The following is a 23,755-nucleotide window of genomic DNA, read 5'->3' on the forward strand; positions in this document are numbered from 1 at the left end:
GAGAAAGTTGGTGTTGGCTCAGTAATACCACGCTCTGTGCCTGCTAGTTTCGCCGTAAACCCAGACAAGAAATGATATTTCGCCTGCTCGGTAGTAAGTTTCGATACCGGCGGTAACACGCCAAATGCATCAGCAGTTAAGAAAATAACTTTCTTCGCATGCCCTGCTTTTGAAACAGGTTTCACGATGTTATCGATGTGGTAAATCGGATAAGAAACCCGCGTATTCTCTGTTTTTGAGCCATCGTCAAAATCAACACTATCGTCATCACGTACGGTTACGTTTTCCAGCAACGCGTCGCGGCGAATAGCGCGGTAGATATCTGGTTCGTTCTCTTCCGAAAGATTGATTGTTTTTGCGTAACAACCACCCTCAAAGTTGAATATGCCATCATCATCCCAACCATGCTCATCGTCACCAATCAGTTTACGTGACGCATCGGTTGACAAGGTAGTTTTGCCCGTGCCTGATAGGCCGAAGAACACAGCAACATCGCCATCTTCGCCAACGTTGGCAGAACAATGCATAGAGGCAATATTTTGTAATGGCAAAAAGTAGTTCATCATCGAGAACATACCTTTCTTCATTTCCCCACCATACCAAGTGCCACCAATAAGCTGCATGCGCTCAGTAAGGTTAAAGGCTACAAAGTTCTCTGAGTTCAAACCTTGCTCGGCAAAATTCGGGTTCGTGCACTTGGCACCATTCATCACCACAAAATCCGGTTTGAATGTTTTCAGCTCTTCTTCGCTAGGGCGAATAAACATGTTCTTCACAAAATGAGCTTGCCAAGCCACTTCGGTAATAAAGCGTACGGCTAATCGAGTATCTTCATTCGCACCACAGTAAGTGTCTACAACGAATAGGCGTTTTTGCGAAAGTTGCGCAGTTACCAATTCTTTGAGTTCATTCCACGTTTCCGTGCTGATTGGCTTGTTATCGTTCTTCCCTTGATCAGACCACCACACTGTATCGCGTGTTGTGTCATCGCGAACAATATATTTGTCTTTCGGTGAGCGGCCAGTGAAGATTCCTGTGTCTACGGCAACGGCGCCAGTAGTAGTAATACGTCCTTGTTCATAGCCTTCGAGATCAGTACGGGTTTCTTCTGCAAAAAGCAGATCGTAAGATGGGTTATAAACGATTTCGGTGACGTCTGTAATGCCATATTGGCTCAAGTCCAGATCAGTCATGCGAAGGGCTCCTGAGGGTACGAAAGTTAAGTTTCAAATTGGCGACAAGTAAGCTGCGAGCAGCTCGGCACAGAAATGATGCAAATATACACATCAGCCTCTGTTGTTTTTCGGGCGGAATAATAGCCTTTTTTGCCCTACAAAGATAGCCCTAAAAGGCTGCTACGCGGCATTCAGCCGCGCTTGTTCGCAAATCTAGCACGTAAAGCTTGCGCTACGCGTTGATCTGTAAATTGGTCAACCGCGCCGCCGTGTAAGGCAACTTCTTTCACTAAAGTAGAAGAAATAAACGAGTTCTCTTCTGCGGGAGTTAAAAACACACTTTCCAAATCGGGGTTTAAACGCCGATTCATATTCGCTAATTGAAATTCATATTCAAAATCAGCCACTGCACGCAAACCTCGCAATAACACATGCGCTTCTTGCTCCCGAGCCAGATCCGCCAGCAGCCCGGTAAAGCCAATTACCCGAACATTATTTAGGCCTGCGGTAATCTGTTCAATCAAGGCTACGCGCTCTTCTAAACTAAATAAGGGTTGCTTACTCGTATTTGCTGCCACCGCCACAATTACCTCAGAGAAAAGCTTTGCCGCACGTTCGATAAGATCGAAATGGCCATTGGTTATTGGATCAAAGGTTCCTGGATAAATAGCTCGTTTGTACATAAGCGTTTTGCGTCTCAATTACGTAAGGAAGTGTATAATAGGAAATACTATCGGATAGCAACAATAGCGTCTATCGTTGATTTTTCCAGCTTAATCTTAAAATCAGTGCTGCAAAGCAGCGCTCAGACGCGTAAAATACTGGCAACTGCGCATTTAAATTCTGAAAAAGGGTGGGCGCTCACTGAACTCTCGCTACAGCGGCAGCTGTATGCGAAAGGCATGAACATCAGAGCTTACACCTTGGAGAGCACAATGAAGAACGATTTATACCAACAGCTTAGCGAGCAATTAACCGAAGTAGAAAACGAGGGCTTATATAAAAATGAGCGCATCATTGTTTCCCAACAATACTCGGAAATAGAGGTTAACGGCCGTAAAGTGTTGAACTTTTGTGCGAACAACTACCTCGGGTTAGCCAACCACCCTACCCTGATTCAAGCGGCTAAGGATGGCCTTGATAGCCACGGTTTTGGTGTGGCATCTGTTCGTTTTATCTGTGGTACGCAAGATATCCATAAAACACTCGAGAGCAAGATTAGCGAGTTTTTGGGCATGGAAGATACCATTTTGTATTCTTCTTGTTTTGATGCCAATGCCGGTTTATTCGAAACAATTTTAGGCCCAGAAGATGCAATTATTAGTGATGCGCTCAACCATGCCAGCATTATTGATGGTGTTCGGTTATGTAAAGCAAAGCGCTATCGCTATGCAAATAACGATGTTGCCGATTTAGAAAAACAACTGCAGCAAGCAGTAGCCGATGGCGCGCGGCATAAGTTAATTGCTACCGATGGCGTGTTCTCTATGGACGGTATTATTGCTAACTTACCCGGCATTTGTGATTTAGCCGAAAAATACGGTGCCCTCGTAATGGTGGATGATTCTCATGCGGTTGGCTTTGTTGGCAAAAAGGGCCGTGGCAGCCACGAATATCATCAAGTAATGGACCGCGTAGATATTATCACCGGTACTCTGGGTAAGGCACTTGGTGGCGCGTCCGGCGGTTTTACCTCGGGTAAGAAAGAAGTGGTGGATTGGTTACGCCAGCGTTCACGCCCCTACTTATTCTCGAATTCTTTAGCGCCATCGATCGTTACCGCATCAATTCGCGTACTCGAGATGCTTAGCGATGGTGATGAACTGCGCGAAAAATTAACTGCGAACTCGAACTATTTCCGTGAGCGCATGAGTGCTGCTGGGTTCACCCTCGCCGGCGCCGATCACGCTATTATTCCAGTGATGTTAGGTGATGCAAAATTAGCCTCAAAAATGGCGGAGCGCATGCTCGAAGAAGGCATTTATGTGGTGGGCTTCTCGTTCCCTGTAGTGCCAAAAGGGCAAGCGCGTATTCGCACGCAAATGTCTGCAGCTCACACACGAGAGCAGTTAGATAAAACCATTGATGCCTTTATCCGCGTGGGTAAAGAACTTGGTGTGATACAATAAATTAAATTCTTTTAGAGTGGGTTTCATTATGAAAGCGCTTGCCAAATTAAAAGCAGAACCAGGCCTTTGGTTAACCGAAACGGATAAACCAGAGTGCGGCTACAACGATTTACTGATCAAAATAAAGAAAACCGCTATTTGTGGTACCGATGTGCATATTTACAAGTGGGATGAGTGGTCACAAAACACTATTCCGGTAGGTATGACCGTAGGTCACGAATATGTAGGCATCGTGGCGGAAGTGGGCGATGGGGTGAAAGGATTTAAAGTAGGCGACCGCGTGTCAGGTGAAGGCCACATTACCTGTGGCCATTGCCGTAACTGCCGTGCCGGCCGCCGCCATTTATGCCGGAATACGGTAGGTGTTGGGGTAAATCGAGCAGGCGCATTTGCAGAATACTTAGCTATTCCAGCCGATAATGCATTCAAGATTCCAGATGAAATTTCTGATGATATGGCGGCCATCTTCGATCCCTTTGGTAACGCAGTGCACACCGCTTTATCCTTTGATTTAGTGGGTGAAGATGTGTTGATCACTGGTGCTGGCCCCATCGGTATTATGGCAGCAGCAGTAGCTCGCCATGCCGGTGCTCGCCACGTAGTGATTACCGATATTAACGATTATCGCCTTGAGCTTGCTGAACAAATGGGTGCTACTCGCGCGGTAAACACCAGCACAACCAACTTGCAAGATATAATGAACGAGCTAGGCATGACCGAAGGCTTTGATGTTGGTTTGGAGATGAGCGGTGTGCCTATCGCCTTTAATCAAATGCTAACGGCAATGAACCATGGCGGTGAAGTTGCGCTGCTGGGCATACCGCCTGGCGATATGGCAATTGATTGGAATCAAGTGATTTTTAAAGGCTTGGTGATTAAAGGCATTTATGGCCGCGAAATGTTTGAAACTTGGTACAAAATGGCAGCTTTGCTGCAATCAGGATTGGATTTATCACCAATTCTAACCCATCACTTTAAAGTAGATGAGTTTCAAACCGGTTTCGATATCATGCTTTCCGGCCAATCAGGCAAAGTGATTTTAGATTGGGATTAATATTCAATGAGCCAGTTTAGTCATTTAAACTCCGAACAAGCCGTTCAGCTGATGTTTGAGCGGCAAGTTCAGGTTGCAGATATTCGCGATAGCGGCTCTTACATTCAGGGCCATATTGCCGGTGCTGTGCAGTTAAGCAATGAAAACCTAGCTGATTTCATTGCCGAAGCAGAGCCTCAGAACCCACTTTTAGTAGTGTGTTACCACGGCGTAAGCAGCCAAGGCGCAAGCCAGTATTTGGCCGAACAAGGCTTTCAGGAAGTATATAGCCTAGATGGTGGCATGAGCAGTTTCGCCATGCAGTATCCAGAAATGCTGGTAAGTGGTTAGTGAAAACTCTGTATAGCAGTGCTAACCACAAAGAGGCTCAGCAGTTACTGCGTGCACTGCAGCGAGCTGGCATTCCAGCCACCGCTGCAGAGCGCGGCGCCAGCATTGATATACTGCTGATTCAACCCGGCTACGAAGCAACAGCCAAAGAGATTATTCAAGCGTTTAAAAACAACCCAGAAGAATTTACTGAGCAAACGCCATTATTTGCGGCCGCCACATCCCCTTCACTTTGGCACTTGTTGGCTAAGCAAGCAGGTATTGTTACGTTTTTAGTGTTTGCTGCCGTGCTACTTACGGCACTAATGCAGTGGGTAGTTGCACCTGAGTGGACTATTTCCAGCCTTTTATTTACCCCGCTTGGTATGCCCGAGTTAAGTTTTCAGCAGCCATGGCGATTTGTTACCCCTATTCTGCTGCACTTCTCTGCCACCCATTTGGTATTTAACCTGTTTTGGTGGTGGTATTTGGGTGGCCGTATAGAACTGCGCTACGGCGCAGGTACCCTCACGCTTATTACAATTGTTACTGCCTTGGTATCAAACTATGCTCAATGGGCGAGTTCAGGGCCGTTATTCGGCGGTTTATCCGGCGTTGTATACGGCTTACTTGGCTTTGTAATGATCGTAACCTGGCAAAAGCCAACTCATTCGTTATCATTACCACCATTCTTATACATCTTTATGATTGGTTGGCTGTTGCTTGGCTACACCGATATTCTCTGGGTAAATGTAGCAAATGAAGCGCACGCGTTAGGATTGATTAGCGGTATTGTGTTGGGCTTTGTGTTCCGGGTACGCGATAACCGCAGCACTAACCAGTATAAGTAAAAGGATTGCCAGTTTTGCCAATTTCACTGCAGGCCCAATGGCGGCTACCCGATTCCGAATCTATACCGAAGCTATTGTTAGCGTGGCTTACCGACACTGGTTCGCTTACCGAAAAATTGAAAGCCCTACCGGGTGATTTTCAAGTGCAAGTGCTTGCAGAAACAGAGGCATTTGCTGATGAACACGAATATCAAGCCATGGGTCTTACCAAACAGCCGGTAATCATTCGTGAAGTACTGCTCTATTGCGCAGCGGTGCCCTTGGTATATGCACGCAGTATTATTCCGGTACCACCGGAAAATACGTCAGCGGAACTCACCCAACTGGGCAATAAGCCACTTGGCGAACTACTGTTTAATCGGCATGATATCGAGCTGGGGCCTATCGAAATAGCCGAGTTCACCAACAACGCTCCCGTTTGCCAATTGAATCAGCAACTGCATGGAAGTAATACTCCGCTTTGGGGCCGCAGACGCAGCTTTCACCTGCCGGAACAGGCAATTTTAGTGGCGGAAGTGTTCCTTTCTAAAGCGCCCTGCTATGCTTAAACCATTCACGCCACATATTGTATGCTCAGCTGTTTCATTAGGTTATTCAGAACTGGAGTTCGCACATGACCCGCTTTGACCATTACCGCGCTCTCATGCGCATGGATAAACCCATCGGCACATGGCTGCTTGCGTGGCCTACATTTTGGGCGCTGCTAATAGCCGGCGCTGGGGATCCATCTGTTCGCTTGGTTGCTGTATTTGCGGCAGGCGTATTTTTAATGCGTTCTGCAGGCTGCGTGATTAATGATTTTGCCGACCGCCACTATGATGGCCATGTTGAACGTACCCGTAATCGGCCCCTTGCAACTGGCGCCGTAACCGCAACTGAAGCACTCATTTTATTCGCCATCTTAGTGATTTTAGCGTTTATGTTGGTGCTTACGCTCAATACCCTTACCATTCTTCTTAGCTTCGTTGCCGTTGCACTTGCTATCGCATATCCATTTACCAAACGCATTACTCACTTACCGCAGTTTGTGCTTGGTGCAGCGTTTAGTATGGCGATACCCATGGCGTTCGCTGCAGAATCAAACCAATTACCATTTGTGTGTTGGGTATTGTTTGTAGCGAATACGCTCTGGACAGTAGCCTACGATACTCAGTACGCCATGGTGGATCGTGATGATGATCTGCGCACTGGCATTAAATCCACCGCGGTATTGTTTGGCAAATACGACCTCGCCATTATCGGCTTACTGCAAGGCGCTACTATTCTATTGTTGGCTCTAGTGGGCTGGTTAATTCAGGCCACCTTCTTATTCTGGGTAGCACTCATCGTAATGGCTGGTTTTTTTGCTTGGCAACTATGGCATATTCGCTATCGCGATCGAGATGCCTGTTTTCGCGCTTTCCGGCAAAATCATTATGCCGGTATGATGATTGCGATCGGCTTAGCGTTACACTTTTGGTTGCCAATGCCGTTTGGTATTGCCTAGTGCAAACGGCCACTTATAATTAAGGATTACAATTGCAGTTCACGCTCTAAGTAACGGGCCATTTTCTGGAAATCATTTACTAAGTGATTCGGGTTCACTACCGCCAATTCACCCAACTCGTGGGATGGCCGAAATATAGCCTGTTGCTCACCGCGAGGGTTCACTAAAATGATTGCTGAGCTGTGATTTACCAAGTAGTTCTCTTCATCTTCATCAGGAATCGAATACATCAAACCAATATTACGCACAAATGGATAGAGCTCTTTGTGCTCAGCACGCACCCCATAAAACCCTTCACCAAAGAAATCAATGTACATCGCCAAGCGATCGATATCATCGCGTTGTGGATCCACGCTAATCATCCATACCTGCACCGGATAATCGCTTGCAGCAGCAATATCCTGCCAACGTGATTTCAATTGCGCCATCGTGGTTGGGCAAATATCTGGGCAAAAGGTGTAGCCAGTGAACAACATTGTCCACTGCCCTTCTAAGGCACTCAAGCTCACATCTTCACCATCGCTACCCTCTAACTGAAAGGGCGCAATGGTGCGCGGGTTATCGTAGATACGCGCCGATTCCAATACCGGCGATTGCGAGCTTGTGAAATGAAGATATGTGTATGCACCCGCTACTGCGATTGCCACCATCAATATCAAGCCACCCAATCTCTTCATTTCGTACCTCTTCATATGTGTATTAATGCACTACTCATGCATTTACACTACATAGTGATCAACAAGTAGTAATACGAATAACACCATCAAATGCCAAATCGAAAACTTAAACATATTAAATGCAGTATGTTTTTCTGGGCGATATTTTAGCTTCAATGCATAGGCCAAAAACCACAGGTTTAATACCGTAACACCAGCTAAATATAACCAACCGCTCATGCCCACTAGGTAAGGCAATACACACACCACACTGAGTAACACTGTGTACAACAAAATGCACGTTTTGGTAAATGCGATGCCATGGGTTACCGGTAGCATTGGTATTTCAGCTTTCGCATAATCCTTGGCGCGATGTACCGCTAGTGCCCAAAAATGTGGCGGTGTCCAGGTGAATACGATCATCACTAGCAATAACGGATAGGCATGAATCTCACCGGTTACCGCGGTCCAACCAAGTAACGGCGGCGCTGCTCCGGCTAAACCACCAATCACGATATTCTGCGGTGTTGCCCGTTTCAGATACATGGTGTAAATCACCGCATAACCCACCAAACTGGCAAGGGTAAGCACTGCAGTAAGGCGATTTACGAAAACATCTAAAACAATATACCCAAGCGTGCCAATGACCATGGCGAAAATAAGTACTTTGCGGGGAGACAACGCCCCGGTAGGTAACGGTCGCCGTAATGTTCTGGCCATTTTCGCATCAATATGGCGATCTACAAGGTGGTTTATTGCCGCAGCCGAACTTGCCATCAAGCCAATGCCTACAAGTGCCGGGATTAAGATGTCAGCGGCAATCCATGACGTAGTTGCCAACGCCATACCCACCAAAGCGGTAAGCAGTAACAGTGCTACTACACGCGGTTTGGTTAACTCTAAATACTCTCGCCAGCTTGCGCGTTGGCTTATTGCGATTGATTTTGCCATTACGCATCTCCCTTATTTATCGTTGTTTTTATAGGACGTTCGCTACCAGAATGTTCAGGTTTACGATAGCGCAAGTTTACTTTGTATAGCGCATAATTAAGCGCAATTAAGCTTACCATCAGCAAAGCACCTACAAAATTGTGCATTACGGCCACCAGTAACGGTAAGCTTGCCACTACGTTAGTGATCCCCAATAGAATTTGGACAATGAGTAATACTGTAATTACAAACGTAAGGCGGCGTATCCAAGCGCTTTGCGCAAGGCGCCACAATTTCCACAACAATAGCGCCATAACCGCCATCACTACAATAGCGCCAAAGCGATGCGCAATATGCATGCTCATTCGCTCAGTATAGCTGTGTACTCCAAATTCGTAATTATCGGCCTCAGGTAATGAAAACGCGCCCGCAAAATCTAGGCGCTCTGCCCAGTTGCCTTCGCAGATTGGTAACTGAGTGCATGCCAATGCCGCATAATTTGCTGCTACCCAACCACCAGCGGCAATTTGCGCTATTACCACTACTAAGCTTGCCGCGGCAATAGTGCGCAATGCGTTTAAGTTTGTTTCCAACACCAACTGTGGCGGGTTTTCTCGTAAGTACAGCAACGCGAGTAAGCTAAATGTAGAGAAGCCACCTAACAAATGCAGCATTACGATTACCGGCTGCAAGTTCATGGTTACTGTCCACATTCCCAGTGCCGCCTGGAAGGTAATGAGCGCCAAGATGAGCAGAGGCAGTTTAAGCGGCTTCCTTACTTCTCCAGTAGCTTTTAAACGCTGATGGCGGCGCACTGCAACAATCGCAATGGCCAGTACTAATAGGCCCAATATGCCTGCAGCATAACGATGAATCATTTCGTTCCAAGCTTTGAAGTGCTCCACTGGCCGTTCTGGAAAACGCATTTCTGCAGTGGTAACCGCAGTATCACTGTGGGGCACCGCTAAAAAACCATAACAGCCCGGCCAATCTGGGCAGCCCAAGCCCGCATCGGTTAAACGCGTGTATGAGCCTAAAATAATCACCACCATCACAAGGCCTAGGGTAATTTTTAGTAAACGTTGCATCATCTTTTTATCCTTCTCATGCAGCCGTTATTCGCAGCTTGAAAACTAATAGTAATGGTTAACCAACTCGCGATAATTTCAATAGCTTCTGTAAATCTGATAATAAATCACGGCCTTGCATCACCACATCACGGCGATCCTCACTACCTGGATACCACAGCACTACATTGCCTACAGGATCAATAATCATCAACGCATGCTCTGGGATTGTTACCAGCATTTCTTGTGCCTCTGGCGCATACACCAAGGTAACCATACTATCGGCCTGTAACTCTGGTAACTCTTGCGCTGAACCTACCCCCGCGATTGCCACTGGTAATACGCGCTCTTGTTGCCGGCCTAGTGCGTGAAATAACTGCCCAGCCACGTAGAGGCTATTTAAGCAGGCTTCTTCGCAATGCTCTGGCATGCTATAAGCTATCCGCCACTTGGCGGGTAAAGCGGCATTAGCAGCTTCAGTAAACTGGATCTCAGGCTGTACCAAGTTCCCTTTATTACTTACACCGCTTTCATACCAACCCATCGACAATACTAACTTTGCCGCAAGCAACGGCAATAGGAATACCGCAGCAACGATCAACAACACCCGTTGGTTCTTCTTCTTAAACTTTAATTGATCTGGTGTGAATTCTTGCTTACTCATTCCTGCTCCTGTTTCGCTGCCGGTTTCTCACGGCTAGCCACGAAGAAAATAATTAGTGCCGCTAACGCTAACCCAAACCATTGCACCGCATAGGCATAATGTCGATGGGGTGTCATTACCACTACTGGCCACTCGCGCACGTAGCCAAATTCGGCATCTGGGCTTTGCAGCACCATAAATGGCGCCAGCGGTAGATTTAGTGCTTGAGCCATTTTATCAAGCTCCGGGTATTGAATTCGCAATGGCCACCCCGGCTGCTCAGTAAAGCTTTGCTCACCGAGCATAAATGGATTTTCTGCCGGTAAGCGCACACGCCCAATCACGGTAACGGATTCTGTTGGCAAGCTTAGGTTGGGTAACTGGGCGCGGCTGCGCTCGCCAGGAATCCAACCTAAATTAACCGGCAGCAAGTAAGGGTTTAAATCTGCACTGGCGGCTAACGCCAGCACGTGATAGCCCGCCCTGCCTTGATGAATTTGGTTATCGATGTAAAACACATACTCTGGGTGTAAAGTTGCGGTAACTCGCACTTCTGAATCAGGCTGCGTAGCAGCTTGGGCAAGATTGTCTGCGTGTAAAACGAATTGTTGTTCTGAGGCTTCATAGCGATCAATAATGGCTTGTTTTTCTTGCCCACGGTCGATTTGCCAAAAACCGAGCTTGACCATTACTACAATCGCAAGCAAAGTAATCAACAGCGCTCCAGGATGGAAGCGAAATAATAATGAACCGAGGCGAAGGACTGTCATAACAACTGAGGACCTGCCGTGTTAGATACTATTCTCAAAATACTACTCGTCGCATTACTGCTTTATATCATTGCAAACTTATTTCGAGGCTTGTTCAGTGCGCTCAAAAACGATCCCGATGCACCGCCAATGTCACATTACATAGGTCGTCGTGTGGCATATTCTGCGCTTGTGATCTTATTAATTATCCTTGCGCTTGCATTTGATATTACTACATTAAATCAGCGCCCCTACTAACCCGGGGCGCCACCTTTTTGGTTGTTAAATAATATATACAAATACAAACAGTATCAGCCAAACCACATCTACAAAGTGCCAGTACCAAGCCGCCGCTTGAAAGCCAAATTGGTCATCTTTAGTAAAGTGCCCTGCCATTACCCTGCCTAGCATAATGATCAGTAAGGTAACCCCTAAGAACACGTGAATACCATGTAAACCCGTTAATAGGAAGAAGGTATTCCCATACACGCCCGATTGCAGGGTAAGCCCTAAATCACGGTAAGCATGCACATACTCATACATTTGCAAGCCAAGGAAGATTAAGCCCAATACAATTGTAACAACCAACCAATTAGTTAACGCCTTCCGTTTCGCCTCTTCTAAGCCAACATGGGCAAAGTGCAGGGTTACCGATGAAACCACCAAAATTGCGGTGTTAATCAATGGTAAACCTAACCAACCCATCGCCTCGGTTTCAGTGCCACCTGGCGTTAACGTTAATGGCCATATCGCTTCAAAGTTCGGCCATAAAATAGCACCGGTAGCCGCGTTGTTACTTGCACCGCCCAGCCATGGTAAGGCGATCATGCGCGCGTAAAACAAAGCACCGAAAAAAGCCATAAACAGCATTACTTCGGAAAAGATAAACCACAGCATACCTTGTCTGTAAGAACGGCCTAGCTGAGCGTTATACAAACCAGCGCGTGATTCCCGAATTTGATCACCAAACCAACCCACTAACATAATGATTAGTACCAAGAGGCCGGCACCTAGCACATAATGGCCAAAGCCTGCTTCTTGTCTTGATGCTTCAATTGTAAAATGGCCGGCACCAAAGGCGATTAAACCCAGCGCAAGAGCCCCCACGATTGGCCAGATACTCTGATCTGGCACGTAATATTTTGTATTATCCGGTTTTTCAGTATTCATTCGAAACCCCTTATTCTGCCCGGCTGGCAGTAACCCGAACTTGGTCGGTTAGGTCATACATCATGTAAGATAATGTGAACCGCGTAATGTGATCTGGCAAATCAGGATCCAGATAGAATTGCATGGGCATTACAGCTCGCTCGCCTGCTGCTAAAGGTTGCTGCTCGAAACAAAAACATTCAGTTTTGTTTAAATACAGCGACGCTTCACCTGGGGATACTGAGGGTAATGCCTGCGCAATCACATTCTTATCGGTGCGGTTCTCAACATAAAAATTAACTACTTTTACTTCACCTGGGTGAATTCGAATAGAACGAACCTCGGGAGAGAATTCCCATGGAACCCCACGGCTAACACGCGTGTGGAACTCCACGGTTACTACCCGGGATTGATCAACCTGCATACCATCGATAGTTTGTGCAGCAGTATTGCTGGTACGGCCATTAAAGCCCGTTATTTCACAAAACTTTTCGTATAGCGGCACCAAGGCAAAACCAAAAGCAAACATCAACATCACCGAGGCCAATAGCCGAGTAATTATCCGGCTATTGTTCGGGCGCGCTGCTTTCTTTTCTTCGTTCTGTTCACTCATTGCAGTTATACCTTAGGTGGCACATCAAAGGTGTGGTATGGCGCCGGTGAAGGCACTGTCCACTCTAAGCCTTCAGCCCCTTCCCATGGTTTCGCTGGTGCGGGTTCGCCTTTCTTCAGAGCGCACTTCACAACTACAGCTAAGAAAATAAGCTGCGAGAAACCAAATAAGAACCCACCAACACTTACAATCGCATTAATATCGGCGAACTGCAGGGCATAATCTGGAATTCGGCGCGGCATGCCTGCCAAACCAACGAAGTGCATTGGGAAGAACAAAATGTTTACTGAAATAAGCGAGCACCAGAAGTGCATCTTACTCAGAAAATCATCGTACATAACCCCAGACCACTTCGGTAACCAATAGTAGGCAGCAGCTAGAATCGAGAATACCGCGCCCGATACCAACACATAATGAAAGTGAGCTACTACAAAGTAGGTGTCATGGTATTGGTAATCTACTGGTGTAATTGCCAGCATTACTCCGGACAAACCACCAATGGTAAATAGCACCACAAACGCAATTGAGAATAACATCGGTGTTTCAAATGTCATTGCACCGCGCCACATGGTGCTTACCCAGTTAAATATCTTCACTCCTGTAGGCACCGCGATCAGCATCGTCATATACATAAAGAATAGCGACGCAAAGGTTGGCATCCCGGTAGTGAACATATGGTGAGCCCATACTAAGAACGACAAGCCTGCAATTGACGCGGTAGCGTATACCATTGAGGCGTAACCAAATAACCGCTTACGCGCAAATGCCGGAATGATTGCTGATACGATACCAAACGAGGGCAGAATCATGATGTATACTTCAGGGTGCCCGAAGAACCAGAATAGATGCTGGAACAACACTGGGTCACCGCCACCCGCCGCATCAAAGAATGATGTGCCAAAGTACTTATCAGTAAGTACCATGGTAACTACACCCGCCAATACTGGCATCACTGCAATAAGGAGGAATGCAGTAATAAACCATGTCCATACAAACAGTGGCATCTTCATATAGTTCATGCCAGGAGCCCGCATGTTCATAATGGTAACGATTACGTTAATCGCACCCATGATCGAGCTCATGCCCATAATATGCATCGCAAATACAAACAGCGCCGTGGAATCTGTACTGTAAGTAGTAGAAAGTGGAGCATAGAAGGTCCAGCCGAATGCTGGGGCACCACCGGGCATAAAGAATGACGATAGCATAATCAGAAAAGCAAATGGTAAGATCCAAAATGACCAGTTGTTCATGCGTGGTAACGCCATGTCCGGCGCACCAATCATCATTGGAATCATCCAGTTGGCTAAACCAACAAATGCTGGCATTACCGCACCAAATACCATAATCACACCATGCATGGTGGTCATTTGGTTGAAGAAATGCGGATCAATAATTTGCATGCCTGGCTGGAACAATTCGGCGCGAATCATTAACGCCATGCTGCCGCCTAACAGGAACATCGCAAAACTAAACCATAAATACATCGTACCGATATCTTTATGGTTGGTAGTAAATAACCAACGTTTAATACCTGTTGGCTTGTGGTCGTGATGATCGTGATCATCATGCGCCGCTGGGGCGCTATGGGTATCAGTAATAGTGCTCATAGCAATGCCCCCTATTGGTTACCTTGAATGTGATTGTGGATATCCGCAGCTTGCACAACATCGCCAGTATCGTTACCCCACGCATTGCGTTGGTAGGTAACAACTGCTGCAATCTCACTCATACTCAAACTGTTTCGGAACGATTGCATTGCGCTGCCAGCCACGCCGTTCACCACCACATCAATATGGCGCGCGCGATCATTCAACGCCACTTCTGATCCGGCAATCGCCGGGAACACTCCGGGAATACCTTGGCCGTTTGGCTGATGGCATGCCGCACATTGGGAAAGGTGAATTTGTTGACCAATGCGCATAAGCTCGTCTTTATCCATTTCCATAGACAATAAACGCTCTTCTTCAGCACGGCGTTCAGCTAAGCGCTGTTCTTCACCTTGAATCCAAGCCTCGAAGTCGGCTGGTTCTTTGGCAATCACCACAATCGGCATAAAGCCATGATCACGGCCGCACAGCTCAGCACATTGGCCACGATAAATGCCTGGCTTATCTACGCGAGTCCATGCTTCGTTGATATAACCCGGGTTGGCATCTTTCTTCACTGCAAACTCAGGCACCCACCAAGAATGAATTACATCGTCTGAAGTAATCAGGAAGCGAACCTTTTTCCCGGTTGGGATCACTAATGGGCGGTCCACTTCAAGGAGATAGTTCTCAGTTTGCGGTAAGCGGCCATAAATCTGTTCTCGAGGAGTTGCCATGTTACTCAGATATTCAACATCGTAATCCAAGTAGCTGTAATGCCAACGCCATTGCGAACCGGTAACCAGAACACTGAGATCAGATTCACTGGTATCGTCCATTTTGATCAATGTAATAGTTGCCGGTACGGCCATCCCAATCAAAATCAAAAATGGGATTACTGTCCACGCAATTTCAACCTTTACGTTGTCATGGAACTTCGCTGGTTCAACACCACGGCTTTTGCGATGCCGAACGATTGAAATGAACATTGCAGTGAAAACCACTACGCCAATAGCAACGCAAATATAAAAAACCAACATGTGCAGATCGTACACTTGCCGGCTTATATCGGTTGCACCACGGGTAAGATTTAACTGGCTTGGTTGCGCCGAAGCAATGGTTGCTGTGAACAACGCTATCGCACCGACGAGCAGGCTCGTTAGTCTCACTTTCACTCGACTTCTCCTCTTATTCTTAGGCATCTTCAGGTGCTGGGGGCAGAGTATGAAGATTTCGAAGAACAAAGAGGTTAGCAAGGCAGGAACAACATTTCCCCAAAAAATCCCAATGCTTGCATAACCTTTTGTTATTATTTTTTGCCTTAATGGCAATTATTGTTTAGGTATTATCAAGTCGCTGAAACGAATTACTTAGGTATTACGCACATAAGTATACTTCTTCGTAACCACAGCGGGTTATTTGATGTGGATCAAAATACCACCAAAAATGTTAATAAAAAAGGGGTTGTTGTTAACAACCCCTGGGGAAACTCCAAAATTTTTGGAGTGAGTGGAGACGGAATGTTTGTTTTTTAAACAAAGCTGTTCATTTAATAATCTCGCTAAGATTTCTTAGTGCTTGTTTTTAATGCACCGCAGCTGGTTGATAATCAGGTGCAAAGATAAAGTTCAACGCTTTGCTGGCTTTTGCCGCCAATTGAATCCGCTGCTTATCACGGCCGCTATAAGGTGTTAACCAAGCGATAACAAGTTGGCTATTATCAATAAGTAACGCCTGTTCCGTAGCCCACAACGCGGTTTCGCTGTTGCTAGTAGACACCTTACGAATGCGATCTGGCCGAATACCTGCCGCGATAAGCTGAGCGATAAGTGTACGCGGGGGCTTACCGATTACAGTAACCCATTGGTCATCGCGCTTACGCATCGTGCTTAAGGTTGCCCAAAGTTGCTGATGCATTGCTTGTTCAGAAACATTTACACATTGAGTGGCAGTATTTTCGTTGCCCCAAACCCCAGGGTGGGCAAATTTCCGAGCTAAAGAAGAATAATTCATAACCAGCCTCCATTGCGAATTACACCTACGGCCAACCCTTCAATGGTCATAAACTGTTGGGTTAGATCTACCTGAATAATCGAAAACTCTTCGTTTTCGGGATGCAGGAGAACCATATTTCCGCGGCGTTCAAAGCGTTTTACGGTAACGTCGTCTTCCACACGGGCAACAACTATTTGGCCATTGCGGGCTTCGTTGGTTTTATGTACTGCAAGGATGTCATTATCAAGGATGCCGATTTCTTTCATGCTCATCCCATTTACCCGAAGCAAGAAATCGGCATGTGGATGAAACATCGATTGATCTACTTGATAATGCCCTTCGATGTGCTGTTGCGCTAATATCGGCTCACCGGCAGCTACCTGCCCTATTAAAGGTAAGCCAAGGTTATCCACCAAAGTGGCGTCTTCTTGAATTAGGCGAATACCACGCGACATGCCAGGCATCATTTCAATCATGCCTTTTTTCGCTAAAGCCTTTAAATGCTCTTCAGCTGCATTCGCCGAACGAAAACCTAAACGCTGAGCAATTTCAGCACGCGTTGGTGGCATACCTGTTGCTTCAATATTAGTGCGAATCATATCGAGAATTTGTTGCTGTCTTGGCGTTAACGGACGCATATCATCACCTGTTTATTCATACAGTACACTGTTAGTATATACAGTAATCCATACAGCGCAACTTTTTTTGAACAATTTTTGCCAGAGCAGCAACAACCCGTTAAAAATGATATTCTATGCGCAATATATGGGTTGCTTGGTTAGCTGCCGGAGAAGAAATGAGAACAACATCGTTAATGTATAAATTGATTCGCCTACCTGTAAGTTGGCTCACCAAGGTTTCAGCGATCGCTGACGAACATGAGCAAAAGCCTTCGGCGCCAGACCACGTGGTGTACGTAATGCGTAGCCCTTCTGCCACCGATCTTGTGGCGGCACGGAAAGCAGCTCACGCTTTACAGTTACCCGATCCAACCGAGCCGCTAGCGCTGAATGGCAAGCTTTATGATCGGGTGTTGTATCTGGAAGACCCAAAACGCAGGTTGGGGCAAACACCGCAAGATGCATTCGTGGAGTTACTCAACCTACATCAGCAGAATTCCAGCTACAACGTACATATGTACCCAATAGGTCTTTTTTGGGGCCGTGAGCCTGGCCGTGAGCATAATGAAGGCCGCACCATGACCGCGGATATCGAAGTTCCCGGCAAATTTCGTAAGTTTTGGTTGGTGTTATTTTCTGGCCGCAATATTCTGGCTCGAGTTTCACGGCCGGTAAGCTTACGTACTATGGCCACAAGCCACGCCAGTGATGTGGAACTTGCCCATAAACTTACTCGCGTTGCTCGCACCCACTTTGCCCGCCTTCGCTATGCAGTTGCGGGGCCTAAATTACTCGGGCGCGAAGCAATGATCCAAGAGCTATTGGAATCTTCCGCGATTCGAGCAGCCATCAACGAAGAAGCTCGCGCAAAGAAAATTACTGAAGCACAAGCAGTAAAAAGAGCGCGTAGTTATTTACATGAAGTTGCCGCTGATTATCGAGAGGGCTTGGTGCGCTTCGGCGATCATTTCCTTACTTGGTTATGGAACAAAATCTATAACGGCATCACCGTTAAAAACGGCGATATCATTCGGAAACTAGCCCAAGATGGTCATGAAATTGTTTATGTTCCTTGCCACCGCAGCCACATGGATTACTTGTTATTAAGTTATGTAATCTACAAAGAAGGCTTAGTACCGCCGCACATTGCTGCTGGAGTAAACTTAAATTTCTTCCCAGTAGGCACAATATTTCGCCGCGGTGGCGCCTTCTTTTTACGCCGTAGTTTCCGTGGTAACAAACTGTATTCCACTGTGTTTCGTGAATATCTCACCCGATTATTTCGCAAAGGTTATGCGGTTGAATACTTCATGGAAGGTGGCCGCAGCCGCACCGGTAGGCTATTGCAGCCGAAAACTGGCATGCTCGCAATGACCCTACAAAGCCAGTTACGCGGCGTGAATCGGCCAGTTACATTTGTGCCAGTATATCTGGGCTACGAACATGTAATGGAAGTAGCTACTTACCATGGCGAACTCAAAGGCGCGAAGAAGGAGAAAGAATCGGTATTTCAAGTATTCGGAATTCTACGCAAATTACGCAACTTTGGCCACGGGTTTGTAACCTTTGGCGAGCCACTGCGGCTTTCCGAGTATCTTGATAACACGCAGCCTGATTGGCGTGATTCAGTTACCCGTGGAGCTGAAGAACCAGCGAAACCACGTTGGTTAACGCCAGTTGTGAATGATTTAGCTGATATTATGATGCGCCGCATTAATGACGGTGCAGCGTTGAATAGCATTAACTTAACTGGATTAGTACTGTTAAGCGCTGAGCGCCACACATTAACTAAAGAAGAGTTACTTGCGCAAATTCAATGCTACTTAGCGTTGCACCGCGAGGTTCCTTACAGCAATGATATCCATGTACCCGAATGGGAAACTGAAGCGCTGTGGGAGCATTTAACAAAGATGGATAAGTTAGCGATTAGCGAAAACAACGCTGGTTCAGTGGTAGCGCTCGATCAAGTACAAGCGGTAACCCTAACCTATTATCGCAACAATATTCTGCACATGTTTATTGTGCCGGCACTGCTCGCGCGCTTTGCACGCAAAGGCGAAAAATTCACAGCAGTAGAAGCTGCACAGTTTATGCAAAAGGTATTCCCACTGTTGGAAGCCGAGCTGTTTGTTAATCGCCACAGTAGTGAAGTTCCGCTTTGGGTAGCTGCACTTTGCGAGGAGTTTGTGCGCCAGCAATGGCTGGTGGAGAATGATGGTAGTTATACTATTGTTGGCCGTAATACACCGGGTTACGTGCAGCTAACCTTACTGGCGAATGCGGCTGAAGAAACCCTGGTTCGCTACGCTATTGTATTTGAGTTATTACAACAATCGGATGCGCTTTCGCGCAATGAGCTGGAACAGTATAGTGAACAGGTAGGTTCGCGCGTAGGAACACGGCACGGTATTGATGCACCAGAATTTTACGATAAGCGCGTGTTCAGTACTTTGGTAAGTACCCTGAAATCTGAACGCTACGTTCACGTAACGGATGCCGGCGATTTCACCTCTGATGAGCGCACGGCAATTCTTAGTGATGAAATAGATGTGCTACTGGGTAGCCAAGTGCAACAAACCATCCGCGATTCCGTGCAGCGTATTTTAGCAAAATAACAATCTCTGCTCGTGCGCAACTTACAAAGGGTTCCATCGCAAGGAGCCCTTTGAGTATCAAAAAACCGATTAATCTGGCCACGAACCTTGTGCATCGGGGCGAATCCACTGCATAGAATACCAATAGAAACGGCCAGGTTTTGCGCGGCTTGGTGCTGTGCAGTTATACCTGCCGCGGCCAATAGCCAATGGCTCGGTAGCCTGAATAGTAAAGGTATGATCATCCTGCCAATTTGGGCTATGCGGTTGCCCGCCGATAAAGCAATTTACCTGATTAGGATGAAAATCACTGATATCAACAGTTAGGGTGAGTTCGGGTTTGGTTTCATCGTGGCGTAATAGTGTATCGCGATACTGCACATCCTTCACCGGTAACGATAGTGCCGCCATTTTTGTACCCAAGGTATGCAAATTTGCATACATGCCTGCGGCCGCAAAACGGGGAATTGCGCGCATATCACTGGTAGCCCCAAAACCACCAGAATGCTGGCCGAAGCCAATAAAGCCGAGCTCGGCTACAAGATCCGCTAGTTTGTTATCGTACTCACCGTATGGATAGGCGAATAATTTATAACTTACGCCAACTTCATCTTCTATTTTAGCTTCGGCCGCTAGAATATTTTCGCGCATGCGCCGCAGCCAGGCTTGCTCACTTTCCCCTGCTACTCGCCGCGGCATGTGCGAGTGATCGGTAGAATGGTTAGCAATTACTACGCCCGCTTCATGCAGTTCACGCACCTGATCCCAACTCATATAACGGCCAGCTGTTTGGCCAACCGGATCCGTAGTTACAAATAATGTCCAAGGCACGCCAAACTCTTTTAATACCGGCCAGCCATTAGTAAAAATATTCTGATAAGCATCATCAAAGGTAATTACTACCGATTTCTCGGGAATCTCTTTTTCGCCTTTTGCGGCAGCAATCGAATCACGAATATCAATTACGGTAAAATCGTTATCACGCAAATACTGTAAGTGATCCCTTAACTCATCTGCCGTTACACTGGTAACTCGGGGTGTTGTATCGCTCACATGGTGATATAGCAAAATAGAGGCATGCGCCTCATTCGCTACGTTCGCTTCACTTGCTTCATTAGCCGATGTAGCAGTAGCACTATTTGAGTTCGGTGAACAACCCAGTAAGGCGCCAAAAAGTGTTAGCATTAGCGCATATTTTTTTAATCGCATTACTTATCTCCGGAGTGTAATTAATGTCTGCTGGCTCGCGATCGTCATTTCGATTGGTTTTCCCCAAGCGTGATCACAAAATGGTATTTGCCATTGCCTTGCCGATGATCATCTCCAATATCGCAGCCCCAATGCTTGGCCTTGTTGATACCGCGATTATCGGCCATTTGCCCGATGCTATTTATCTAAGCGCCGTTGCCTTGGGCGCCATGGTACTTAGTTTTATCTATTTACTCGCGGTATTTTTGCGAATGTCGACTACTGCGGTAATTGCGCATGCCTACGGCGCGGAAAATATCACTGAGCAACAACAACACTTTGTTCACGGTGTGGTGTTCGCGGTAGTAATTGGCCTTAGTATCATTCTTGCCTCGCCACTATTCGCCCGGCTGCTCGCCGCCATCTTAGCAATTGATGGCGAGCTATTACAGCTTACCAATGCCTACATACAAATTCGAGTATGGGCAGCGCCAGCAGCGTTGATCAATTTAGTGGTACTGGGCGTTTTGCTGGGCCGGCAGCAAGCACGGGCCGCGATGCTATTGGTGATTTTTACCAACGCCGTTAACGTTATTGCGGATGTGATTTTAATTATTGGCCTTGGCATGAACGTGGCGGGCGCTGCTTGGGCTTCTTTTGGCGCCGAATGGAGTACTGCCATTATTGGTTTGCTAATCGTTAGCAAAGCCCTACGGTTGAAGCGTTTCCCAATGCCGCAATGGCAAAATATGCAAGCGCTGTTGAATATGAACCGTGATATTTTCATTCGTTCGTTAGCGTTACAACTATGTATCGCAATGATGACGGGCTACGCCAGTTACTACGGTGCCCCGGTAGTAGCCGCCAATGCAGTATTAATGCAGTTCTTGGTGCTCATTTCTTTAGGGCTTGATGGCATTGCCTATTCAGTAGAAGCATTAATCGGCCAAGCAAAAGGGCAAAAGAATTCCGAGCGCATAAGGCGTTGGTACCAGCTCGGTTTACTCTGGTCAATTCTATTTGCTGCGGTTTATGCGGCAATATTCTGGCTATTTGGCCATACCATTGTGCATTTGATTACCAATATTCCAGAGGTAATTAACACCGCAAGCATCTACCTGCCATGGCTCATTATACTGCCGCTCATCGCTCATTGGAGCTATTTCTTTGATGGCGTTTTTATCGGCCTTGGCGCAAGTAAAGCAATGCGGAACACCATGCTCATAGCTGCCTTTGGCATTTTCTTCCCGGTGTGGGCGATTACCAATTTCATTCCTACTTTTGCCACCCTTGGCAATCACAGTTTATGGCTCGCTTTATGCTGTTTTATGGCTGCTCGAGGGCTTGGGCAATGGCTCTGGTTGCGCAAAAGCAGCTACATGCAAGGGCAATTGTAGTGCAGCGCAAGGGTAAAAAAATTATAAAAAAGCCGCCCTCACAGTACGTGAGGGCGGCGAAGGCAATACTACTTTGCCCAGGGGAATTACATTTCTTCTGCTACAAAATCATCCATCAAGATGAGTTGCGGTAATAAACCACCGCCAGTAGCATCTACAGCAATAGCGGTATATAAACCACCACCTGCTAAATCAAGCAAGATTGGGCCGATTGCTGCATCTTTTGTATCTGCTAACGTAACAGTTACATAATATTCGCCAGGTAATAACGCTACATTACCCGTTGCTTGAATATCACTTGCATCGAAATCTACACCCGCAAACGCTGGCGTGGCTTCGCTGATATCATCAGTAGCTGTTACATAAATATCTACCGGGCCAGCTGCTGGCGACGCATGTACAATACGTACTTGTGCTGCAGTAGCGATACGGCGGTTAAAATCTTGTAACACTGCCGGAGCAATGCTGCCTTCAGTTAGTTCACCTACTGCCAACACACTATATTGCGCTGCGTTTTCTAACGCCACGTCTGCATCGATAACTGTAGTATCGGTACCTGTGGCATTAACTTTAAAGTTGTATTCATCAGCGGCTAAATTAATGTAACCAGAGAACGCTAAAAACGGCACATCTGTTAGCGCAATACCATCGTTCACTAATACATCTACATTAGGCGCATCAGCTACCGCATGTACTACGCGCACATCGGCACCGGCATCTACCGAGTGCACTACAAACGAGCCTTCACCATCAGCAATTAGCAAAGCAATCGGACGATCTGCATTGTTTGCGCCAACACTTGGGGTAGCCGTTACAAATAAATCAGCACCCGCAGGTAATGAGAGCTCACCTGAATTAAATACCACTGCTTCAGGGTTACCTGCTACGGTGATACGCACTTGATAATCACCCGCTGGCACTTCCACCTGCGGCGTGTAATCCTGGTACGCTAGTGTAGCTGTTGGTTGAGCAGCGCTTAAATCTGCATCAAGCTCGGTTACAAATACATCAACAGTTAAATCAACTGGAACTCCATGTAACACTTGTAAACGCACGTTACCGTCGCCTACCGCAGAAATGTCATTGGTAATAATAAATGGCTCAAGTGTTTCACCTGCCACTGAACCTAGCGCAAACACGTCATAACGTGTGTCGGCATCAAACTCGATATCGAGCGGACCAATTACTGTTGCTGTAGAACCGTCGGCAAGAATTGCATCAACGCCCACTGCATATTCGCCTTCTTCAACAGTAGCGATGCCAGATGATACTTGGTAATCTACATCTTCAAGAAAGTTATCGCCATTCACTGTAATGTTCACCATTGGCGCATCTGCAGCAGCATGATGCACACGCAGCTCGAATTCACCTAGTGGTGGTGGCGGCGGAGTTGGCGGATTTGGAGTAAGGATTTCTGGGGAGCTTGAACTACTAAAACAGCCGGATAAGGCTAGTGCCAAAGCAGAAACACTTAATGTTTTGGTGATCCTGTTCATAGTGATTTCCTCGTTTAGTTAAACTAAGCAACGATTACTCGTTTTGATTGTCAGCAACAATCACT

At 46.7% G+C, this 23,755-nt stretch carries 24 protein-coding genes; 9 read left to right on the plus strand and 15 right to left on the minus strand.

The genetic code is table 11. The annotated features are described in order from the left end of the window. Both pckA and coaD read right to left on the minus strand, forming a co-directional pair. Nucleotides 1-1,193: phosphoenolpyruvate carboxykinase (ATP) (gene pckA, locus ACNA7P_RS08665; RefSeq protein WP_416258228.1), on the minus strand; the 1,193-nt coding region annotated here is incomplete at its 3' end. A gap of 173 nt (nt 1,194-1,366) precedes the next feature. After that, a complete protein-coding gene (gene coaD, locus ACNA7P_RS08670; RefSeq protein ID WP_416258229.1) occupies nt 1,367-1,858 on the minus strand; it encodes a pantetheine-phosphate adenylyltransferase in 492 nt (163 codons plus the stop codon). 252 nt (nt 1,859-2,110) lie between these two features. Here coaD and kbl point away from each other — a divergent pair, with 252 nt between their 5' ends. The 6 genes from kbl (at nt 2,111) to ubiA (ending at nt 7,004) form a co-directional block, all read left to right on the plus strand. After that, entirely contained in the window at nt 2,111-3,304 is a 1,194-nt protein-coding gene (gene kbl / locus ACNA7P_RS08675; protein ID WP_416258230.1) for a glycine C-acetyltransferase, read from the plus strand. Nucleotides 3,305-3,332: 28 nt separating this feature from the next. Continuing rightward, nucleotides 3,333-4,358, plus strand: coding sequence for an L-threonine 3-dehydrogenase (gene tdh, locus ACNA7P_RS08680; protein WP_416258231.1), 1,026 nt, complete (start codon nt 3,333-3,335; stop codon nt 4,356-4,358). 6 nt (nt 4,359-4,364) lie between these two features. Continuing rightward, entirely contained in the window at nt 4,365-4,688 is a 324-nt protein-coding gene (glpE, locus tag ACNA7P_RS08685) for a thiosulfate sulfurtransferase GlpE (protein WP_416258232.1), read from the plus strand. Further along, the gene (locus ACNA7P_RS08690) at nt 4,688-5,518 is read left to right on the plus strand and encodes a rhomboid family intramembrane serine protease (protein ID WP_416258233.1); all 831 of its coding nucleotides are present in this window, start codon (nt 4,688-4,690) and stop codon (nt 5,516-5,518) included. The genes glpE and ACNA7P_RS08690 overlap by 1 nt, the downstream gene beginning before the upstream one ends. Before the next feature lie 14 nt (nt 5,519-5,532). After that, nucleotides 5,533-6,066, plus strand: a complete 534-nt coding sequence (locus ACNA7P_RS08695) for a chorismate--pyruvate lyase family protein (RefSeq protein ID WP_416258234.1) — start codon at nt 5,533-5,535, stop codon at nt 6,064-6,066. A gap of 65 nt (nt 6,067-6,131) precedes the next feature. Beyond that, a complete protein-coding gene (ubiA, locus tag ACNA7P_RS08700) occupies nt 6,132-7,004 on the plus strand; it encodes a 4-hydroxybenzoate octaprenyltransferase (RefSeq protein ID WP_416258235.1) in 873 nt (290 codons plus the stop codon). Nucleotides 7,005-7,030: 26 nt separating this feature from the next. On the opposite strand, the gene ACNA7P_RS08705 is transcribed toward ubiA, so the two are convergent. Genes ACNA7P_RS08705 through ACNA7P_RS08725 form a run of 5 tightly spaced genes read right to left on the minus strand, consistent with a single transcriptional unit; the run spans nt 7,031 to nt 11,070 of the window. Next, a complete protein-coding gene (locus ACNA7P_RS08705; protein WP_416258236.1) occupies nt 7,031-7,681 on the minus strand; it encodes an SCO family protein in 651 nt (216 codons plus the stop codon). 42 nt (nt 7,682-7,723) lie between these two features. After that, nucleotides 7,724-8,611 (minus strand): heme o synthase, encoded by an 888-nt coding sequence (cyoE, locus tag ACNA7P_RS08710; protein WP_416258237.1) that lies wholly within the window; start codon nt 8,609-8,611, stop codon nt 7,724-7,726. Beyond that, nucleotides 8,611-9,678, minus strand: a complete 1,068-nt coding sequence (locus ACNA7P_RS08715) for a COX15/CtaA family protein (protein ID WP_416258258.1) — start codon at nt 9,676-9,678, stop codon at nt 8,611-8,613. Before ACNA7P_RS08715 ends, cyoE begins: the two co-directional genes overlap by 1 nt. Before the next feature lie 58 nt (nt 9,679-9,736). Further along, nucleotides 9,737-10,321 carry a hypothetical protein gene (locus ACNA7P_RS08720; RefSeq protein ID WP_416258238.1) on the minus strand — a complete coding sequence of 195 codons (585 nt, stop codon included), beginning with the start codon at nt 10,319-10,321 and terminating at the stop codon, nt 9,737-9,739. Next, nucleotides 10,318-11,070, minus strand: coding sequence for an SURF1 family protein (locus ACNA7P_RS08725; RefSeq protein ID WP_416258239.1), 753 nt, complete (start codon nt 11,068-11,070; stop codon nt 10,318-10,320). The genes ACNA7P_RS08720 and ACNA7P_RS08725 overlap by 4 nt, the downstream gene beginning before the upstream one ends. Nucleotides 11,071-11,088: 18 nt before the next feature. Between ACNA7P_RS08725 and ACNA7P_RS08730 the strand changes: the two genes are divergently transcribed. Then, entirely contained in the window at nt 11,089-11,307 is a 219-nt protein-coding gene (locus ACNA7P_RS08730) for a DUF2909 domain-containing protein (protein WP_416258240.1), read from the plus strand. Nucleotides 11,308-11,331: 24 nt separating this feature from the next. Here ACNA7P_RS08730 and ACNA7P_RS08735 read toward each other — a convergent pair whose 3' ends face one another. From ACNA7P_RS08735 to lexA, 6 genes are all read right to left on the minus strand, one after another. Then, nucleotides 11,332-12,219 carry a cytochrome c oxidase subunit 3 gene (locus ACNA7P_RS08735; RefSeq protein WP_416258241.1) on the minus strand — a complete coding sequence of 296 codons (888 nt, stop codon included), beginning with the start codon at nt 12,217-12,219 and terminating at the stop codon, nt 11,332-11,334. 10 nt (nt 12,220-12,229) lie between these two features. Next, the gene (locus ACNA7P_RS08740) at nt 12,230-12,811 is read right to left on the minus strand and encodes a cytochrome c oxidase assembly protein (protein WP_416258242.1); all 582 of its coding nucleotides are present in this window, start codon (nt 12,809-12,811) and stop codon (nt 12,230-12,232) included. 5 nt (nt 12,812-12,816) lie between these two features. Next, a complete protein-coding gene (gene ctaD / locus ACNA7P_RS08745; RefSeq protein ID WP_416258243.1) occupies nt 12,817-14,421 on the minus strand; it encodes a cytochrome c oxidase subunit I in 1,605 nt (534 codons plus the stop codon). 11 nt (nt 14,422-14,432) lie between these two features. After that, entirely contained in the window at nt 14,433-15,575 is a 1,143-nt protein-coding gene (coxB, locus tag ACNA7P_RS08750) for a cytochrome c oxidase subunit II (RefSeq protein WP_416258244.1), read from the minus strand. Between the two features lie 409 nt (nt 15,576-15,984). Then, the gene (locus tag ACNA7P_RS08755; RefSeq protein WP_416258245.1) at nt 15,985-16,413 is read right to left on the minus strand and encodes a hypothetical protein; all 429 of its coding nucleotides are present in this window, start codon (nt 16,411-16,413) and stop codon (nt 15,985-15,987) included. Beyond that, a complete protein-coding gene (gene lexA / locus ACNA7P_RS08760) occupies nt 16,410-17,033 on the minus strand; it encodes a transcriptional repressor LexA (protein ID WP_416258246.1) in 624 nt (207 codons plus the stop codon). Before lexA ends, ACNA7P_RS08755 begins: the two co-directional genes overlap by 4 nt. A gap of 158 nt (nt 17,034-17,191) precedes the next feature. On the opposite strand from lexA, the gene plsB reads away from it, so the two are divergent. Then, a complete protein-coding gene (gene plsB, locus ACNA7P_RS08765; RefSeq protein ID WP_416258247.1) occupies nt 17,192-19,630 on the plus strand; it encodes a glycerol-3-phosphate 1-O-acyltransferase PlsB in 2,439 nt (812 codons plus the stop codon). A 69-nt stretch (nt 19,631-19,699) separates the two neighbouring features. Here the strand turns inward: plsB and ACNA7P_RS08770 are convergent, their stop codons facing one another. Continuing rightward, nucleotides 19,700-20,818 carry a polysaccharide deacetylase family protein gene (locus ACNA7P_RS08770; RefSeq protein ID WP_416258248.1) on the minus strand — a complete coding sequence of 373 codons (1,119 nt, stop codon included), beginning with the start codon at nt 20,816-20,818 and terminating at the stop codon, nt 19,700-19,702. A 23-nt stretch (nt 20,819-20,841) separates the two neighbouring features. Between ACNA7P_RS08770 and ACNA7P_RS08775 the strand changes: the two genes are divergently transcribed. Next, a complete protein-coding gene (locus tag ACNA7P_RS08775; protein WP_416258249.1) occupies nt 20,842-22,194 on the plus strand; it encodes an MATE family efflux transporter in 1,353 nt (450 codons plus the stop codon). Between the two features lie 86 nt (nt 22,195-22,280). On the opposite strand, the gene ACNA7P_RS08780 is transcribed toward ACNA7P_RS08775, so the two are convergent. Then, nucleotides 22,281-23,690: a DUF4397 domain-containing protein gene (locus tag ACNA7P_RS08780; RefSeq protein ID WP_416258250.1), complete on the minus strand. Its 1,410-nt coding sequence runs from the start codon at nt 23,688-23,690 to the stop codon at nt 22,281-22,283. Between the last annotated feature and the right edge of the window lie 65 nt (nt 23,691-23,755).

This window comes from Aliidiomarina sp., from assembly GCF_047920995.1.
GTDB lineage: Bacteria > Pseudomonadota > Gammaproteobacteria > Enterobacterales > Alteromonadaceae > Aliidiomarina.

What these genes read in the sequence shown, in the direction of transcription:
- ACNA7P_RS08740 (WP_416258242.1), bottom strand. Translation starts at nt 12,811, where the DNA reads ATGAGTGAACAGAACGAAGAAAAGAAAGCAGCGCGCCCGAACAATAGC.
- ctaD (WP_416258243.1), bottom strand. Translation starts at nt 14,421, where the DNA reads ATGAGCACTATTACTGATACCCATAGCGCCCCAGCGGCGCATGATGAT.
- glpE (WP_416258232.1), top strand. Translation starts at nt 4,365, where the DNA reads ATGAGCCAGTTTAGTCATTTAAACTCCGAACAAGCCGTTCAGCTGATG.
- kbl (WP_416258230.1), top strand. Translation starts at nt 2,111, where the DNA reads ATGAAGAACGATTTATACCAACAGCTTAGCGAGCAATTAACCGAAGTA.
- ACNA7P_RS08715 (WP_416258258.1), bottom strand. Translation starts at nt 9,678, where the DNA reads ATGCAACGTTTACTAAAAATTACCCTAGGCCTTGTGATGGTGGTGATT.
- ACNA7P_RS08735 (WP_416258241.1), bottom strand. Translation starts at nt 12,219, where the DNA reads ATGAATACTGAAAAACCGGATAATACAAAATATTACGTGCCAGATCAG.
- ACNA7P_RS08770 (WP_416258248.1), bottom strand. Translation starts at nt 20,818, where the DNA reads ATGCGATTAAAAAAATATGCGCTAATGCTAACACTTTTTGGCGCCTTA.
- tdh (WP_416258231.1), top strand. Translation starts at nt 3,333, where the DNA reads ATGAAAGCGCTTGCCAAATTAAAAGCAGAACCAGGCCTTTGGTTAACC.
- cyoE (WP_416258237.1), bottom strand. Translation starts at nt 8,611, where the DNA reads ATGGCAAAATCAATCGCAATAAGCCAACGCGCAAGCTGGCGAGAGTAT.
- ACNA7P_RS08725 (WP_416258239.1), bottom strand. Translation starts at nt 11,070, where the DNA reads ATGACAGTCCTTCGCCTCGGTTCATTATTATTTCGCTTCCATCCTGGA.
- ubiA (WP_416258235.1), top strand. Translation starts at nt 6,132, where the DNA reads ATGACCCGCTTTGACCATTACCGCGCTCTCATGCGCATGGATAAACCC.
- lexA (WP_416258246.1), bottom strand. Translation starts at nt 17,033, where the DNA reads ATGCGTCCGTTAACGCCAAGACAGCAACAAATTCTCGATATGATTCGC.
- plsB (WP_416258247.1), top strand. Translation starts at nt 17,192, where the DNA reads ATGAGAACAACATCGTTAATGTATAAATTGATTCGCCTACCTGTAAGT.
- coaD (WP_416258229.1), bottom strand. Translation starts at nt 1,858, where the DNA reads ATGTACAAACGAGCTATTTATCCAGGAACCTTTGATCCAATAACCAAT.
- ACNA7P_RS08720 (WP_416258238.1), bottom strand. Translation starts at nt 10,321, where the DNA reads ATGAGTAAGCAAGAATTCACACCAGATCAATTAAAGTTTAAGAAGAAG.
- ACNA7P_RS08780 (WP_416258250.1), bottom strand. Translation starts at nt 23,690, where the DNA reads ATGAACAGGATCACCAAAACATTAAGTGTTTCTGCTTTGGCACTAGCC.
- ACNA7P_RS08755 (WP_416258245.1), bottom strand. Translation starts at nt 16,413, where the DNA reads ATGAATTATTCTTCTTTAGCTCGGAAATTTGCCCACCCTGGGGTTTGG.
- ACNA7P_RS08775 (WP_416258249.1), top strand. Translation starts at nt 20,842, where the DNA reads ATGTCTGCTGGCTCGCGATCGTCATTTCGATTGGTTTTCCCCAAGCGT.
- ACNA7P_RS08705 (WP_416258236.1), bottom strand. Translation starts at nt 7,681, where the DNA reads ATGAAGAGATTGGGTGGCTTGATATTGATGGTGGCAATCGCAGTAGCG.